Origin of the sequence: Citrobacter sedlakii NBRC 105722 (assembly GCF_000759835.1) — a bacterium.
In the GTDB taxonomy this organism is placed as follows: domain Bacteria; phylum Pseudomonadota; class Gammaproteobacteria; order Enterobacterales; family Enterobacteriaceae; genus Citrobacter_A; species Citrobacter_A sedlakii.
On sequence record NZ_BBNB01000011.1, the window covers coordinates 14779 to 28752 of the forward strand.

At 55.3% G+C, this 13974-nt stretch carries 13 protein-coding genes; 7 read left to right on the forward strand and 6 right to left on the reverse strand.

The window, feature by feature from the left end; all coding sequences use genetic code 11:
* Positions 1 to 22: 22 nt before the first annotated feature.
* Positions 23 to 2017 carry a transketolase gene (gene tkt, locus CSE01S_RS15540; RefSeq protein WP_042290367.1) on the reverse strand — a complete coding sequence of 665 codons (1995 nt, stop codon included), beginning with the start codon at positions 2015 to 2017 and terminating at the stop codon, positions 23 to 25.
* 279 nt (positions 2018 to 2296) lie between these two features.
* On the opposite strand from tkt, the gene loiP reads away from it, so the two are divergent.
* Positions 2297 to 3055 (forward strand): metalloprotease LoiP, encoded by a 759-nt coding sequence (loiP, locus tag CSE01S_RS15545; RefSeq protein WP_042290370.1) that lies wholly within the window; start codon positions 2297 to 2299, stop codon positions 3053 to 3055.
* Positions 3056 to 3123: 68 nt separating this feature from the next.
* On the opposite strand, the gene speB is transcribed toward loiP, so the two are convergent.
* The 4 genes from speB to yqgG all read right to left on the reverse strand — a co-directional run bounded on the left by speB (position 3124) and on the right by yqgG (position 6631).
* A complete protein-coding gene (gene speB / locus CSE01S_RS15550; protein ID WP_042290372.1) occupies positions 3124 to 4044 on the reverse strand; it encodes an agmatinase in 921 nt (306 codons plus the stop codon).
* A gap of 230 nt (positions 4045 to 4274) precedes the next feature.
* On the reverse strand, positions 4275 to 6251 hold the full coding sequence (gene speA, locus CSE01S_RS15555; protein ID WP_042290374.1) for a biosynthetic arginine decarboxylase: 1977 nt from the start codon (positions 6249 to 6251) through the stop codon (positions 4275 to 4277).
* 8 nt (positions 6252 to 6259) lie between these two features.
* The gene (yqgB, locus tag CSE01S_RS23130) at positions 6260 to 6391 is read right to left on the reverse strand and encodes an acid stress response protein YqgB (RefSeq protein ID WP_042290464.1); all 132 of its coding nucleotides are present in this window, start codon (positions 6389 to 6391) and stop codon (positions 6260 to 6262) included.
* 105 nt (positions 6392 to 6496) lie between these two features.
* On the reverse strand, positions 6497 to 6631 hold the full coding sequence (gene yqgG / locus CSE01S_RS23470) for a small protein YqgG (RefSeq protein WP_269468262.1): 135 nt from the start codon (positions 6629 to 6631) through the stop codon (positions 6497 to 6499).
* A 415-nt stretch (positions 6632 to 7046) separates the two neighbouring features.
* Between yqgG and metK the strand changes: the two genes are divergently transcribed.
* Positions 7047 to 8201: a methionine adenosyltransferase gene (gene metK / locus CSE01S_RS15570; RefSeq protein ID WP_042290376.1), complete on the forward strand. Its 1155-nt coding sequence runs from the start codon at positions 7047 to 7049 to the stop codon at positions 8199 to 8201.
* Positions 8202 to 8574: 373 nt separating this feature from the next.
* Positions 8575 to 9990 carry a galactose/proton symporter gene (galP, locus tag CSE01S_RS15575; RefSeq protein ID WP_256380057.1) on the forward strand — a complete coding sequence of 472 codons (1416 nt, stop codon included), beginning with the start codon at positions 8575 to 8577 and terminating at the stop codon, positions 9988 to 9990.
* A gap of 50 nt (positions 9991 to 10040) precedes the next feature.
* Here galP and hiuH read toward each other — a convergent pair whose 3' ends face one another.
* Complete coding sequence (gene hiuH, locus CSE01S_RS15580; protein ID WP_042290381.1) at positions 10041 to 10451, reverse strand: hydroxyisourate hydrolase; 411 nt, start codon at positions 10449 to 10451, stop codon at positions 10041 to 10043.
* Positions 10452 to 10585: 134 nt separating this feature from the next.
* Here hiuH and hprR point away from each other — a divergent pair, with 134 nt between their 5' ends.
* The 4 genes from hprR (at position 10586) to endA (ending at position 13962) form a co-directional block, all read left to right on the forward strand.
* Positions 10586 to 11266 (forward strand): response regulator transcription factor HprR, encoded by a 681-nt coding sequence (gene hprR / locus CSE01S_RS15585; protein ID WP_042290384.1) that lies wholly within the window; start codon positions 10586 to 10588, stop codon positions 11264 to 11266.
* Positions 11256 to 12611, forward strand: a complete 1356-nt coding sequence (locus CSE01S_RS15590) for a heavy metal sensor histidine kinase (protein ID WP_042290387.1) — start codon at positions 11256 to 11258, stop codon at positions 12609 to 12611. The genes hprR and CSE01S_RS15590 overlap by 11 nt, the downstream gene beginning before the upstream one ends.
* 51 nt (positions 12612 to 12662) lie before the next feature.
* Positions 12663 to 13163, forward strand: a complete 501-nt coding sequence (locus CSE01S_RS15595) for a SprT family zinc-dependent metalloprotease (RefSeq protein ID WP_042290390.1) — start codon at positions 12663 to 12665, stop codon at positions 13161 to 13163.
* Positions 13164 to 13254: 91 nt separating this feature from the next.
* A complete protein-coding gene (endA, locus tag CSE01S_RS15600) occupies positions 13255 to 13962 on the forward strand; it encodes a deoxyribonuclease I (RefSeq protein WP_042290392.1) in 708 nt (235 codons plus the stop codon).
* Positions 13963 to 13974: the final 12 nt, after the last annotated feature.

The following is a 13974-nucleotide window of genomic DNA, read 5'->3' on the forward strand; positions in this document are numbered from 1 at the left end:
TCCATTTCAAGCGAGTACGCCATTATCGCAGCAGGTCTTTCGCTTTAGCCACCACGTTGTCCACGGTGAAACCAAATTCTTCGAACAGTTGCTCAGCAGGCGCGGATTCGCCGAAGGTCGTCATGCCCACAATAGCGCCGTTGAGGCCTACGTATTTGAACCAGTAGTCAGCGATGCCGGCTTCAACCGCCACGCGTGCGGTAACGGCTTTTGGCAGTACCGCTTCACGATAGGCGGCATCCTGCTTGTCAAACGCGTCGGTAGACGGCATGGAGACCACACGCGCCTTCACGCCTTCTGCGGTCAGTTTGTCCCATGCGGCCACCGCCAGCTCAACTTCTGAACCGGTAGCGATGAAGATCAGCTCAGGTTGACCAGCACAGTCTTTCAGCACGTAACCACCGCGCGCGATGTTCGCCAGTTGCTCTTCGGTACGTTCCTGCTGCGCCAGATTCTGACGGGAAAGAATCAGTGCGGTCGGACCGTCCTGACGCTCAACGCCGTATTTCCACGCCACGGCGGATTCCACCTGGTCGCACGGGCGCCATGTGCTCATGTTCGGGGTCACGCGCAGGGAAGCCACCTGTTCAACCGGCTGGTGAGTCGGACCGTCTTCACCCAGACCGATGGAGTCGTGGGTGTAAACCATCACCTGACGCTGTTTCATCAGCGCAGCCATACGCACCGCGTTACGGGCGTATTCAACAAACATCAGGAAGGTGGAGGTATACGGCAAGAAACCACCGTGCAGAGAGATACCGTTAGCGATAGCGGTCATACCGAATTCACGCACGCCGTAATGGATGTAGTTACCGGCAGTGTCTTCGTTGATCGGCTTAGAACCAGACCACAGGGTCAGGTTAGAAGGCGCCAGGTCAGCGGAGCCGCCGAGGAATTCAGGCAGCAGAGGACCAAAGGCTTCGATCGCATTCTGAGACGCTTTACGGCTGGCGATTTTAGACGGATTCGCCTGCAGCTTCGCGATAAACTCGTTCGCTTTCGCGTCGAAGTCAGCCGGCATTTCACCTTTCATACGGCGGGTGAATTCTGCCGCTTCCTGTGGGAAAGCCTTCGCGTAGGCAGCGAATTTCTCGTTCCAGGCCGCTTCTTTCGCCTGGCCGGCTTCTTTCGCATCCCATTGAGCATAGATTTCAGACGGGATTTCAAACGGCGCGTATTTCCAGCCCAGTTGTTCGCGGGTCAGCGCGATTTCGGCATCGCCCAGCGGCGCACCGTGGGAGTCGTGGGTACCCGCTTTATTCGGAGAACCGAAACCAATGATGGTTTTGCACATCAGCAGGGACGGTTTGTCGGTGACAGCGCGCGCTTCTTCTACCGCACGTTTGATTGCGTCAGCGTCGTGACCGTCTACGCCGCGCACCACGTGCCAGCCGTAGGCTTCGAAACGCTTCGCGGTATCGTCAGTGAACCAGCCTTCAACGTGACCATCGATGGAGATCCCGTTGTCATCGTAGAACGCCACCAGTTTACCGAGTTTCAGGGTACCAGCCAGCGAGCAGACCTCGTGAGAGATGCCTTCCATCATGCAGCCGTCGCCCATAAACGCGTAGGTGTAGTGGTTAACAATGTCATGACCCGGGCGGTTAAACTGGGCGGCCAGCGTTTTTTCCGCAATCGCCATGCCCACTGCGTTAGCAATACCCTGTCCCAGCGGGCCGGTCGTGGTTTCAACACCAGCGGTGTAGCCCACTTCCGGGTGGCCCGGGGTTTTGGAATGCAGCTGACGGAAGTTCTGCAGTTCCGACATTGGCAGATCGTAGCCAGTGAGGTGCAGCAGGCTGTAAATCAGCATGGAGCCGTGGCCGTTAGACAGCACAAAGCGGTCACGGTCAGCCCAGGACGGGTTGCTCGGGTTGTGGTTCAGGAAATCACGCCACAGGACTTCGGCAATGTCAGCCATACCCATAGGGGCGCCCGGGTGACCGGATTTGGCTTTCTGTACTGCGTCCATGCTCAGCGCACGAATAGCATTAGCAAGCTCTTTACGTGAGGACATTTTGACTCCAGATCGGATGATGAAGGCCATGCCCGTAACGACTTGACGACAGCGCGTTTTGGGCTACGCCGGAAAAAAGTGCGAACAATGTAACCCAAGCCGCCTGCCATGTACATGGAGCATCCTTTTGCCGCTTCAGAAATCTCCGGATCGTGCTCGCATGTTGCGCAATCTGCTCGCCCGCTTGTTGTTCTTTTCTTTATACTTAGTCATAAGCGCCGGTTCATCTGCTCAGGCGCACTTTTAGAACAATCCTCATTTCATGCGGAAGAAAAAAACATGAAGATTCGCGCTTTACTGCTTGCTATGGGCATGGCGACGGTGTTGACCGGCTGCCAGAATATGGACTCCAACGGACTGCTTTCATCGGGCGCCGAAGCGTTTCAGGCCTATAGCCTGAGCGATGCGCAGGTGAAAGCGCTAAGCGACCAGGCTTGCGCAGAGATGGACGGGAAAGCCACTCTCGCGCCTGCCAGCAGCGAGTACGCGAAACGCCTGAGTAAAATCGCCGCCGCGCTGGGCGATAACATCAACGGACAGGCGGTTAACTATAAGGTTTACATGGCGAAAGACGTGAACGCTTTTGCTATGGCGAACGGCTGTATCCGCGTCTACAGCGGCCTGATGGACATGATGACGGATAACGAAGTGGAAGCGGTTATCGGTCACGAAATGGGTCACGTGGCGCTCGGCCACGTGAAGAAAGGGATGCAAGTTGCGCTGGGCACCAATGCTGTACGCGCGGCGGCGGCATCCGCGGGCGGAATTGTCGGCAGTCTGTCCCAGTCACAGCTCGGGGATCTGGGTGAAAAACTGGTGAACTCGCAGTTCTCCCAGCGCCAGGAATCAGAAGCTGATGACTACTCTTACGACTTATTGCGCAAACGCGGCCTCAGTCCGGCGGGTCTGGCGACCAGCTTCGAGAAACTGGCGAAGCTGGAAGAAGGCCGTCAAAGCTCTATGTTTGACGATCACCCGGCATCGGCTGAACGTGCGCAGCATATTCGCGATCGCATGAAAGCGGACGGTATCAAGTAACGATTTTTCACCCCGGCAACGCCGGTTATGACACGGGCAGCGCGCTGCCCGCTTTCAAAATGGCGAGATTACTCGCCTTTCTTCGCCGCCTGGATATAAAGCATCTCTAATGCCAGCGTCGCGGCAGCCAGTGCGGTAATTTCCGACTGGTCATAAGCTGGCGCGACTTCCACCACGTCCATACCGACGATATTCAGATCCTTCAGGCCACGAACCAGCTTAATGGCGCGATCGGAAGTCAGACCGCCAATAACCGGCGTACCGGTTCCCGGAGCAAACGCCGGATCCAGACAGTCGATGTCAAACGTCAGGTAAACCGGCATGTCGCCGACGATCTGCTTCACCTGCGCGAGGATATCGTCCACGCCGCGATCGTTGACCTGGCAGGCGTCCAGCACGGTAAAGCCGTTGTCTTTGTCAAACTCGGTACGAATACCGATCTGTACAGAATGATTCGGGTCGATCAAGCCTTCGTTCGGCGCGGTGTAGAACATGGTGCCATGGTCAAATTCACAGCCGTTCGCGTAGGTGTCGGTATGCGCATCAAAGTGCACCAGCGCCATTTTGCCGAAGTGCTTCGCGTGGGCGCGCAGCAGCGGCAGAGTCACGAAGTGGTCGCCACCGAAGGAGAGCATCCGCTTGCCAGCAGCCAGCAATTTCTCTGCGTGCGCCTGCAGCTTTTCGCTCATTTCACGGGCATCGCCGAACGCATACACCAGATCGCCGCAGTCAACAACGTTCAGGCGCTCGCGCATATCGAAGTTCCACGGGAAGCGGTTGTGCTCCCAGGCGAGGTTAGTCGAAACCTGACGGATCGCCGCCGGGCCATGACGCCCGCCTGCGCGCCCCGACGTCGCCATATCAAACGGAACGCCGGTGATCACCCAGTCAGCGTCGCTGTCGTACGGCTGGAAGTTCATTGGAAGGCGTAAAAAACCAAACGCGTTAGATACCAGAGAGTTATCGTACTGATGACCTAAAGTGCTCATGACCAGACCTCATTTAAAGTCGATACATTAAAAACAGATGAAAAAAAATCCCTTCCGCGTCGTTAAACCCGACGAGGAAGGGATTGATTCGTAAATCGCTTATTGGGACGAATTATCGCCGTTAATTCATACGGGTTCAAGTGAGTATAGCATCCTGCCGGTTGACGGATTCACCCTATCCGGCGCGGAATTGTCGGCCCGGACAGCGCAGCGCCGCCGGGCATCAACCGCTACTCGTCTTCCAGATACGTGTACCCGTAAAGACCGGCTTCAAACTCTTCAAGGAACTGCTGCTGTAGCGCATCGTCCAGTCCGGTCTGTTTCACCTGATCGCGGAAGTGGGTCAGCAGCGTTTTCGGATCTAATTGCACATATTGCAACATGTCCGCCACGGTATCCCCTTCGTCTGACAGCTCAACCTCGACGCTGCCGTCAGGGAAGACAAACACGTCAACCGCTTCGGTGTCGCCAAACAGGTTATGCATGTTGCCAAGGATCTCCTGATACGCGCCGACCATAAAGAAGCCAAGCATTGGCGGGTTATCCGGATCGTATTCCGGCATCGGCATCGTGGTAGCGATACCGTCACCGTCGATGTAGTGATCGATAGCGCCGTCAGAATCGCAGGTGATGTCCAGCAGTACCGCGCGGCGCTCCGGCACCTGATCCAGTCCTTCCAGCGGCAATACCGGGAACAACTGATCGATCCCCCACGCATCCGGCATCGACTGGAACAGGGAAAAGTTGACGTACATTTTGTCCGCCATCCGCTCCTGCAGTTCGTCAATGATCGGGCGATGCGCGCGGTTGCTCGGGTCGAGCTGTTTCTGCACTTCATGACACATGTTCAGATACAGCTGCTCGGCCCAGGCGCGTTCCTGAAGGCTAAAGGTTCCGGACGAATAACCCACATGAATATCGTGCAGGTCCATCTGGCTATCGTGCAGCCATTCACGCAGCGAACGGCGGGTGCCTGGTTCATGCATTTCCTGCCAGGTTTCCCACATGCTTTGCAGCGCGCGCGGCGCGTCGTCCGCAGGCGGCGTTGCTTCCGTGTATTCGTTACGCTCTACGCCGATGATATTGGAAACCAGCACCGTATGGTGCGCGGTAACGGCGCGACCTGACTCGGTGATCACCGTCGGGTGCGGCAGGCCGTGCTCGTCGCAGGCATCGCCAATCGCCCAAATAATATTGTTAGCGTATTCATTAAGGCCGTAGTTTACCGAGCAGTCAGACTGCGAGCGGGTGCCTTCATAGTCCACACCAAGACCGCCACCAACGTCGAAACACTGGATGTTCACGCCCAGTTTGTGCAGCTCTACGTAGAAACGCGCCGACTCACGCACACCAGTGGCGATATCGCGAATGTTGGCCATTTGCGAACCGAGATGGAAGTGCAGCAGTTGAATGCTGTCGAGACGCCCGCGTTCGCGCAGAATCTCCACCAGTTGCAGCACCTGCGCCGCCGCCAGGCCGAATTTCGACTTTTCGCCGCCGGAAGACTGCCATTTACCCGAGCCTTGCGAGGCCAGGCGGGCGCGCACGCCGAGGCGCGGCACGACGTTCAGACGCTCGGCCTCTTCCAGAACGATAGCGATTTCCGTCATCTTCTCGATAACCAGATAGACCTTATGGCCCATCTTTTCGCCAATCAGCGCCAGACGGATGTATTCACGGTCTTTATAACCGTTACACACGATCACGCTACGGGTCATGCCCGCGTGCGCCAGTACCGCCATCAGCTCAGCTTTTGACCCCGCCTCCAGCCCCAGCGGTTCGCCAGAGTGGATCAAGGATTCAATGACGCGACGGTGCTGGTTTACTTTGATCGGGTAAACGAGGAAATAGTCGCCGTTATAGCCATACGATTCCCGCGCGCGTTTAAACGCGGCGTTAATGGAACGCAGACGGTGTTGCAGGATCTGCGGAAAGCAGAAGAGTGCAGGCAGACGCTGCCCCTGCGCTTCGCGAGCCTTCACCAGTTTGGCGAGGTCGACGCGCGCTTGCGGAACGTCAGGATCCGGGCACACGCTGATGTGGCCCAGCTCGTTGACGTCATAGTAATTATTGCCCCACCAGGCAATATTGTAAGTACGCAGCATCTTGCTGGCTTCCTGGGAGCTCATTGCAACCTCCTGCATGGAGCGTAGTACACCCTGTTCGCCCGCTGACGAAGGCGAACCCATAGACATATCGTCAGACATAGCGAACCTCAACTCTTTGTATTAAGTGTAAAACAGTTGACTACTATCGCAGCGTAACACTGCGATAACAACCCATAAACGGCGCTAAGTTTCAGCACATCGTGCTGAAAGCGAGGCCGTGCGACCGGTTTCTTATTCATATCATTGTAAAACACGTAACCGAACTTAAGTATGACAAGGTTCGGCGAAACCACGAGAAACCTCCTGAGATTCAGGAGTGCCCTTGTTCAGAAATCACAAAGCGATCAACCGGCCCTGGAGTCCTGAGAAGCGCCGAGATGGGTATAACATCGGCAGGTATGCAAAACAGAGATGCAGAATGCGGGGGACATGCGCACACCAGAACGGTGCGTCAGATTCAGCAGTAAACAACGGTTCATTATTTCGTATCACCTCCACGGCCGCCCCGCAGGACAAGCCAAAAGCCAAAGCATTCGTTTTAACCCGGCTGGAAGTGGCGACACGATGAATCCATCGAGCGCTTTTTTGTGTGAGCCGCGCGCCGCGATTTATACCGATAAGCGATTTAAAAAGCAAAACATAAATGCGCAGATTGCCATCAGTGTTTGTAAAAATTTCCACACACGTTTACAACGCAGTGAGAGATGATTCAAAAAAAACTGGAAATCGGGTGAAGAAGTAACCTAAAATAGCCGTCCAGATGTTAATCCATCCATACTGATTAACACTCAGACTGCCAGTGTCACTAACCTGCAAGCCCTGGTGGAATCTTCTACCCTGGCTTTTCCGCACAACAGTTTGAGCTAACCAAATTCTCTTTAGGTGAAACAAAAAATGGCTAAACACCTTTTTACGTCCGAGTCCGTATCAGAAGGGCATCCTGACAAAATCGCTGACCAAATCTCTGATGCCGTGCTGGATGCGATCCTGGAACAGGATCCGAAAGCGCGCGTCGCCTGTGAAACCTACGTCAAAACCGGTATGGTTTTAGTGGGTGGTGAAATCACCACCAGCGCATGGGTCGATATCGAAGAGATCACCCGTAACACCGTGCGCGAAATTGGCTATGTGCATTCCGACATGGGCTTTGACGCCAACTCTTGTGCGGTTCTGAGCGCCATTGGCAAACAGTCGCCAGACATCAACCAGGGCGTAGACCGTGCCGATCCGCTGGAGCAAGGCGCGGGCGACCAGGGTCTGATGTTCGGCTATGCCACCAACGAAACCGACGTGCTGATGCCTGCGCCGGTCACCTACGCGCACCGTCTGGTACAACGTCAGGCTGAAGTCCGTAAAAACGGCACCCTGCCGTGGCTGCGTCCGGATGCGAAAAGCCAGGTTACCTTCCAGTACGATGACGGTAAAATTGTCGGCATCGACGCGGTCGTGCTGTCCACCCAGCATGCTGAAGATATCGAGCAGAAAACGCTGCAGGAAGCGGTGATGGAAGAGATCATCAAGCCGATTCTGCCAACCGAATGGCTGTCTTCCGCCACCAAATTCTTCATCAACCCGACCGGTCGTTTCGTTATCGGCGGCCCGATGGGCGACTGTGGTCTGACTGGCCGTAAAATCATCGTCGATACTTACGGCGGTATGGCGCGTCACGGCGGCGGCGCATTCTCCGGTAAAGATCCATCAAAAGTTGACCGTTCCGCAGCCTACGCGGCGCGTTACGTGGCGAAAAACATCGTTGCAGCGGGTCTGGCTGACCGTTGTGAAATCCAGGTGTCTTATGCCATCGGGGTGGCTGAACCGACTTCCATCATGGTGGAAACCTTCGGTACGGAAAAAGTGCCGACTGAACAGTTAACCCTGCTGGTGCGTGAATTCTTTGATCTTCGCCCTTACGGCCTGATTCAGATGCTGGATCTGCTGCACCCGATCTACAAAGAAACCGCTGCGTATGGTCACTTTGGCCGCGAACATTTCCCGTGGGAAAAAACCGACAAAGCGCAGGTACTGCGCGACGCTGCCGGTCTGAAATAATCCCTTCTCTGCATATCCGGCCCGCATCCTACAACGCAGGCCGGATACGCGTTGCCCTTCCGGCAAAACCTCCCTGCGTCATCTACACTTTACACGACCTCATAACGTATTCATGAAAGCGATTACATTCGCTTTTCTCCCCCTCTGACCGCCATTTCCCTTCGCCATGATCCCGCTCGCAGAGTTGTTACATTGTTTTTCAGCTTTGTCTTAAATTCAGACAAACGCTCCCGTACTAAGGTTAGTAAAAGGTTTTAATTTCAGAAAGTTAAAACATTAATGGGATAAATGATAGTGTAACCGATTACACCAACGTGATAACAATCACATATTTTTACGGTGCACTGACCTACCCTTACCATCATCAAAACTGATAACCCAATCGGAGGGCATAATGCCTGACAATAAAAAACAGGGGCGTTCAAATAAGGCGATGACATTTTTTGTCTGCTTCCTTGCAGCCCTGGCAGGATTACTTTTTGGCCTGGATATCGGCGTTATTGCCGGCGCGTTACCGTTTATTACTGACGAGTTCCAGATTTCCGCCCACACCCAGGAGTGGGTTGTCAGCTCCATGATGTTCGGTGCGGCAGTGGGCGCCGTCGGCAGCGGCTGGCTCTCCTTCAAGCTCGGGCGTAAAAAAAGCCTGATGATTGGCGCGATCTTGTTTGTTGCTGGTTCGCTGTTTTCCGCCGCTGCGCCTAACGTCGAGGTGCTGATTCTTTCCCGCGTACTGCTGGGGCTGGCCGTCGGCGTCGCCTCTTACACCGCCCCGCTGTATCTGTCTGAGATTGCGCCGGAGAAAATTCGCGGCAGTATGATTTCCATGTATCAGTTGATGATCACCATTGGTATTCTCGGCGCCTATCTTTCAGATACCGCCTTTAGCTACAGCGGCGCATGGCGCTGGATGCTGGGCATTATCATCATTCCGGCTATCCTGCTGCTGATCGGCGTTTTCTTCCTCCCCGACAGCCCGCGCTGGTTTGCCGCGAAACGCCGCTTCCACGACGCGGAACGGGTGCTGCTGCGCCTGCGTGACACCAGCGCTGAAGCGAAGCGCGAGCTGGACGAAATCCGTGAAAGTTTGCAGGTAAAACAAAGCGGCTGGGCGCTGTTTAAAGAGAACAGCAACTTCCGCCGCGCGGTATTCCTCGGCGTGCTGTTACAGGTGATGCAGCAGTTCACCGGGATGAACGTCATCATGTATTACGCGCCGAAAATCTTCGAACTGGCGGGTTACACGAACACCACCGAACAGATGTGGGGTACCGTTATTGTCGGTCTGACTAACGTACTGGCCACCTTTATCGCTATCGGCCTGGTTGACCGCTGGGGCCGTAAGCCGACGTTGACGCTGGGCTTCCTGGTCATGGCGGCAGGGATGGGAATTATGGGGACGATGATGCACGTTGGCATCCACTCGCCGGCAGCCCAGTACTTCGCCATCGCCATGCTGTTGATGTTTATCATCGGGTTTGCCATGAGCGCCGGTCCGCTGATCTGGGTCCTGTGTTCTGAAATTCAGCCACTGAAAGGTCGCGATTTCGGTATCACCTGCTCTACCGCCACCAACTGGATCGCCAACATGATCGTCGGGGCAACATTCCTGACCATGCTCAACAACCTGGGCAGCGCTAACACCTTCTGGGTGTACGCCGCGCTGAACGTGCTGTTCATTCTGCTCACGCTGTGGCTGGTGCCGGAAACCAAACATGTGTCGCTGGAACACATCGAGCGTAACCTGATGAAAGGCCGCAAGCTGCGCGAAATCGGCGCGCACGACTAATCTTCCCTGCGCGTCCTCTCGTCTGAGAGGACGCCCGTTTCTCTTAACGCTTAGCTTCCCCGATAGGTCGAGTAACCGTATTGACTCAGCAGTAAGGGAACGTGGTAGTGTTCGCTGGTATTGCTGATATGAAATTCAACGGGAACTTCAGGGAAAAAACTCGCCTGCTGTTTGCTGTCGAAGTACGGTTTGGTTTTAAACGTTACGCGATAATCCCCAGGTTTTGCCGCCTGTTCAGGCCATAGCGCCTTAATTCTGCCGTCCCGATCGGTGCGGCCGCTGTTTAACTGCTGCCAGCCGTCCTGACGTTTTTGCTCAAGGATAACCTCAACATTCGCCGCAGGCTTGCCGGTTTGCTGATCGAGAATATGTACGCTCAGCAGGTTAGTGGCTGCCGCCATCGCCATGGCGGGTACAGACATTGCGCTGAGTAACGCTACGGTCAAAATAGTTTTTTTCATGTGTCGCTCCGTATGGGGTGAGTGAGACAAATGTAGATGAACCGCCCGCTGCTAACCTGACATTCGCATTACATTTTCGTCATCTTTGGTGTTATTTTTAGCCGTGACCCGCCGCGTGTGACATAGTGAATTCCATGAAGATTTTGCTGATTGAAGATAACCAGAAAACCCGCGACTGGGTAAGCCAGGGGCTGACGGAAGCAGGCTATGTCGTCGACCAGGCCAGCGATGGCAAAATGGGACTCCGTCTCGCGCTGCATGAACCTTATAGCCTGATCGTTCTGGATATCATGCTGCCAGAACTGGACGGCTGGCAGGTGTTGAAAGCGATCAGAACCGCACAGCAAACGCCGGTCATTTGTCTGACCGCTCGCGACGCCATTGAGGACCGGGTAAAAGGGCTGGAGTCCGGCGCCAATGATTATCTGGTGAAGCCTTTTTCTTTCGCCGAACTGCTGGCGCGGGTGCGCGCGCTGTTGAGAAATCACAGTCGCGGCCAGACCCGAATAAAAATCAGCGGGCTGGAAATGGACTCCGTCAGGCAAAGCGTTTCCCGCGAAGGAAAGGCCATTGTCTTAACCCGGAAAGAGTTTCTGCTGCTCTGGCTGCTGGCGTCCAGAGCCGGAGAAATCATCCCCAGAGCGGTCATCGCCAGCGAGGTATGGGGAATCAATTTCGACAGTGAGACCAACACGGTAGACGTCGCCATCCGCCGCCTGCGGGCAAAAATCGACGATCCGTTTGAGGTGAAGCTGATCGGCACCGTCAGAGGGATGGGTTACCGCCTGTGCGCCGGAGAAAACAATGAAGCGTGAACTCTCCATGACGTTGCGCCTGACGATGTTATTTGTGTTGGTGCTGACCCTCGCCTGCGCTGGCGTCAGCTGGACGCTGTATCGCGCGCTGAGTAAAGAGCTGACCTGGCGTGATGACATCACTCTGATTAACCGCGCGGAGCAAATCCGACAACTGCTTGTTGACGGCGCGAAAGCGGAAAATCTTCCCCTTTATTTCAACCGGATGATGGACACCCGCCAGGATATTCTGCTTATCCACTCCCCCACGTCGGAAAATATTGCCGTTAATCATACCGGGGTCAATCCAGCGGTTCTGGATGCCCTTCCGGCGCAGCAAAAACCGACGCTGGCGTCCCTCGCCAAAAGGGATATTGCCGGTACGCAACTTTCAGCGGTGCGCATCATCGCGAGTAGCGACGCCCGCCCTGTCACCATTACCGTCGCCAGACTGGCATCGGAACGCCAGGACATGCTTGAGCAGTACCGGAATAACAGCCTGGCGATCGGCATCCTCGCCATCCTGGTGTGCTCAGCGCTCAGCCCCTTTCTGGTCAGGCGAGGACTAAAAGCGATAACATCGCTCAGTCAGCAGACGGCTAATATCGACAGTCGTGGGCTGAGCCAGCCGCTGGACGAAAATGCGCTCCCCGTCGAGTTGAAGCCGTTGGGCAGCGCGCTGAACGTAATGCGCCAGAAGCTCTGTGATGACTTTACGCGCCTGAATCAGTTTGCTGACGATCTGGCGCACGAGCTGCGTACCCCGGTCAATATTCTGTTGGGCCATAACCAGGTGGCGTTAAGCAAAGCGCGCACGGCTGAACAATATCAACACACGCTGGCGAGCAATATTGAGGAGCTTGAGGGACTTTCGCGTCTAACGGAAAACATCCTTTTCCTCGCCAGGGCGGAGCATCATACTATTTTGCTCGCCAAAGAAGCGGTGGCTTACTCCGCGGTCATCAACAACCTTGTCGAGTTTCTTGAGTACGAAGCCGAAGAAAAGAACATCCGCTTTTTCGTATCAGGCGATGCAACGATTCAGGCGGACCGGACGTTGCTGCAAAGGGTATTAATGAACCTGCTCAGTAATGCGATCCGCTATTCGCCGGCGCAGGCGACCGTGGAGATTGAGGCCAGTGGCAACCCTGACCAAACGGTTATCGAGATCCGTAATCCAGGCACCGTCGCCCTGAACGCCGATAAGCTGTTTCATCGCTTCTGGCGAGGAGACAATGCTCGTCAGTCTGCGGGTTATGGGCTGGGATTATCGCTGGTTAAAGCCATTATGACTCTGCATTCCGCCACAGTGAGCTACCGCTTTCGCGACGGAAAGCATATTTTCGCCCTGCACTTTCCTGCCTGACAGGTAAGCGCTGGTTGCAGTCGCCTTTTTTAGCCATTATTCTCTGCCGTTATGAAAACAGCCCGTCTCCCCATCGCCGTCCAGCAGGCCGTTATGCGCAGCCTGCGGGAAAATCTCGCCAGGGCAAACCTGAAACTGGCGCGCAGCTATCCTGAACCTAAGCTGGTTTATCAGCAGCGTGGCACCTCCGCCGGCACCGCCTGGCTGGAAAGCTACGAAATTCGCCTGAACCCGGTCTTGCTGATGGAGAACACTGACGCATTTATCAGCGAAGTGGTTCCCCACGAGCTGGCGCATTTGCTGGTCTGGAAGCACTTTGGCCGCGTGGCGCCGCACGGTAAAGAGTGGAAATGGATGATGGAAAGCGTACTTGGCGTGCCTGCACGGCGCACCCATGAGTTTGCGCTCCAGTCAGTGCGCCGCAATACCTATCCTTATCGCTGTCAGTGTCAGGAACATCAATTGACCGTCCGCCGCCATAATCGTGTGGTACGCGGTGAGGCCACCTACCGCTGCGTTCACTGCGGCGAACCCTTAGTGCCACTGAAATAATCAGAACTATCAGGAACTTTCCTGATCTGACTGATTGCATCCCAAATCATCTTTCGCTACGTTGCGGGCTCGTTTTGACACGGAGTGTGTGATGTACCGTCATTTGAGTGTTACCGCTGCGCTGCTGGCAACGGTATTTTCAGGCCCGGCCCTTGCTGCCGGAATCAACAGCTTTTCACAAGCCAAAGCCGCTGGCGTCAAGATCTACGCCGACGTACCTGGCGACTTCTACTGCGGATGTAAAATCAACTGGCAGGGGAAAAAAGGGGTCGTTGATCTCGCATCCTGCGGCTATAAAGTGCGTAAAAATGAAAACCGCGCCAGCCGAATTGAATGGGAACACGTGGTTCCTGCATGGCAGTTTGGCCACCAGCGTCAGTGCTGGCAGGACGGTGGGCGTAAAAACTGCGCCAAAGACCCGGTCTATCGCAAAATGGAAAGCGACATGCATAACCTGCAGCCCGCCGTTGGCGAGGTTAACGGCGATCGCGGCAACTTTATGTACAGCCAATGGAACGGCGGCGACGGTCAATACGGGCAGTGTGCAATGAAGGTCGACTTTAAAGCGAAGGCCGCCGAGCCGCCCGCCCGCGCTCGCGGCGCCATCGCCCGAACGTACTTTTACATGCGCGACCAGTACGATCTGACCCTTTCCCGCCAGCAAACCCAACTTTTCAACGCGTGGAATAAGATGTACCCGGTCAGCGACTGGGAGTGCGAGCGCGACGAACGTATCGCGAAGGTGCAAGGCAACCACAACCCGTATGTGCAACGCGCTTGCCAGGCGCAAAAGAGCTAACCTACACTAGCG

What these genes read in the sequence shown, in the direction of transcription:
- tkt (WP_042290367.1), bottom strand. Translation starts at nt 2,017, where the DNA reads ATGTCCTCACGTAAAGAGCTTGCTAATGCTATTCGTGCGCTGAGCATG.
- loiP (WP_042290370.1), top strand. Translation starts at nt 2,297, where the DNA reads ATGAAGATTCGCGCTTTACTGCTTGCTATGGGCATGGCGACGGTGTTG.
- speB (WP_042290372.1), bottom strand. Translation starts at nt 4,044, where the DNA reads ATGAGCACTTTAGGTCATCAGTACGATAACTCTCTGGTATCTAACGCG.
- speA (WP_042290374.1), bottom strand. Translation starts at nt 6,251, where the DNA reads ATGTCTGACGATATGTCTATGGGTTCGCCTTCGTCAGCGGGCGAACAG.
- yqgB (WP_042290464.1), bottom strand. Translation starts at nt 6,391, where the DNA reads ATGAATAAGAAACCGGTCGCACGGCCTCGCTTTCAGCACGATGTGCTG.
- yqgG (WP_269468262.1), bottom strand. Translation starts at nt 6,631, where the DNA reads ATGAACCGTTGTTTACTGCTGAATCTGACGCACCGTTCTGGTGTGCGC.
- metK (WP_042290376.1), top strand. Translation starts at nt 7,047, where the DNA reads ATGGCTAAACACCTTTTTACGTCCGAGTCCGTATCAGAAGGGCATCCT.
- hiuH (WP_042290381.1), bottom strand. Translation starts at nt 10,451, where the DNA reads ATGAAAAAAACTATTTTGACCGTAGCGTTACTCAGCGCAATGTCTGTA.
- hprR (WP_042290384.1), top strand. Translation starts at nt 10,586, where the DNA reads ATGAAGATTTTGCTGATTGAAGATAACCAGAAAACCCGCGACTGGGTA.
- CSE01S_RS15590 (WP_042290387.1), top strand. Translation starts at nt 11,256, where the DNA reads ATGAAGCGTGAACTCTCCATGACGTTGCGCCTGACGATGTTATTTGTG.
- CSE01S_RS15595 (WP_042290390.1), top strand. Translation starts at nt 12,663, where the DNA reads ATGAAAACAGCCCGTCTCCCCATCGCCGTCCAGCAGGCCGTTATGCGC.
- endA (WP_042290392.1), top strand. Translation starts at nt 13,255, where the DNA reads ATGTACCGTCATTTGAGTGTTACCGCTGCGCTGCTGGCAACGGTATTT.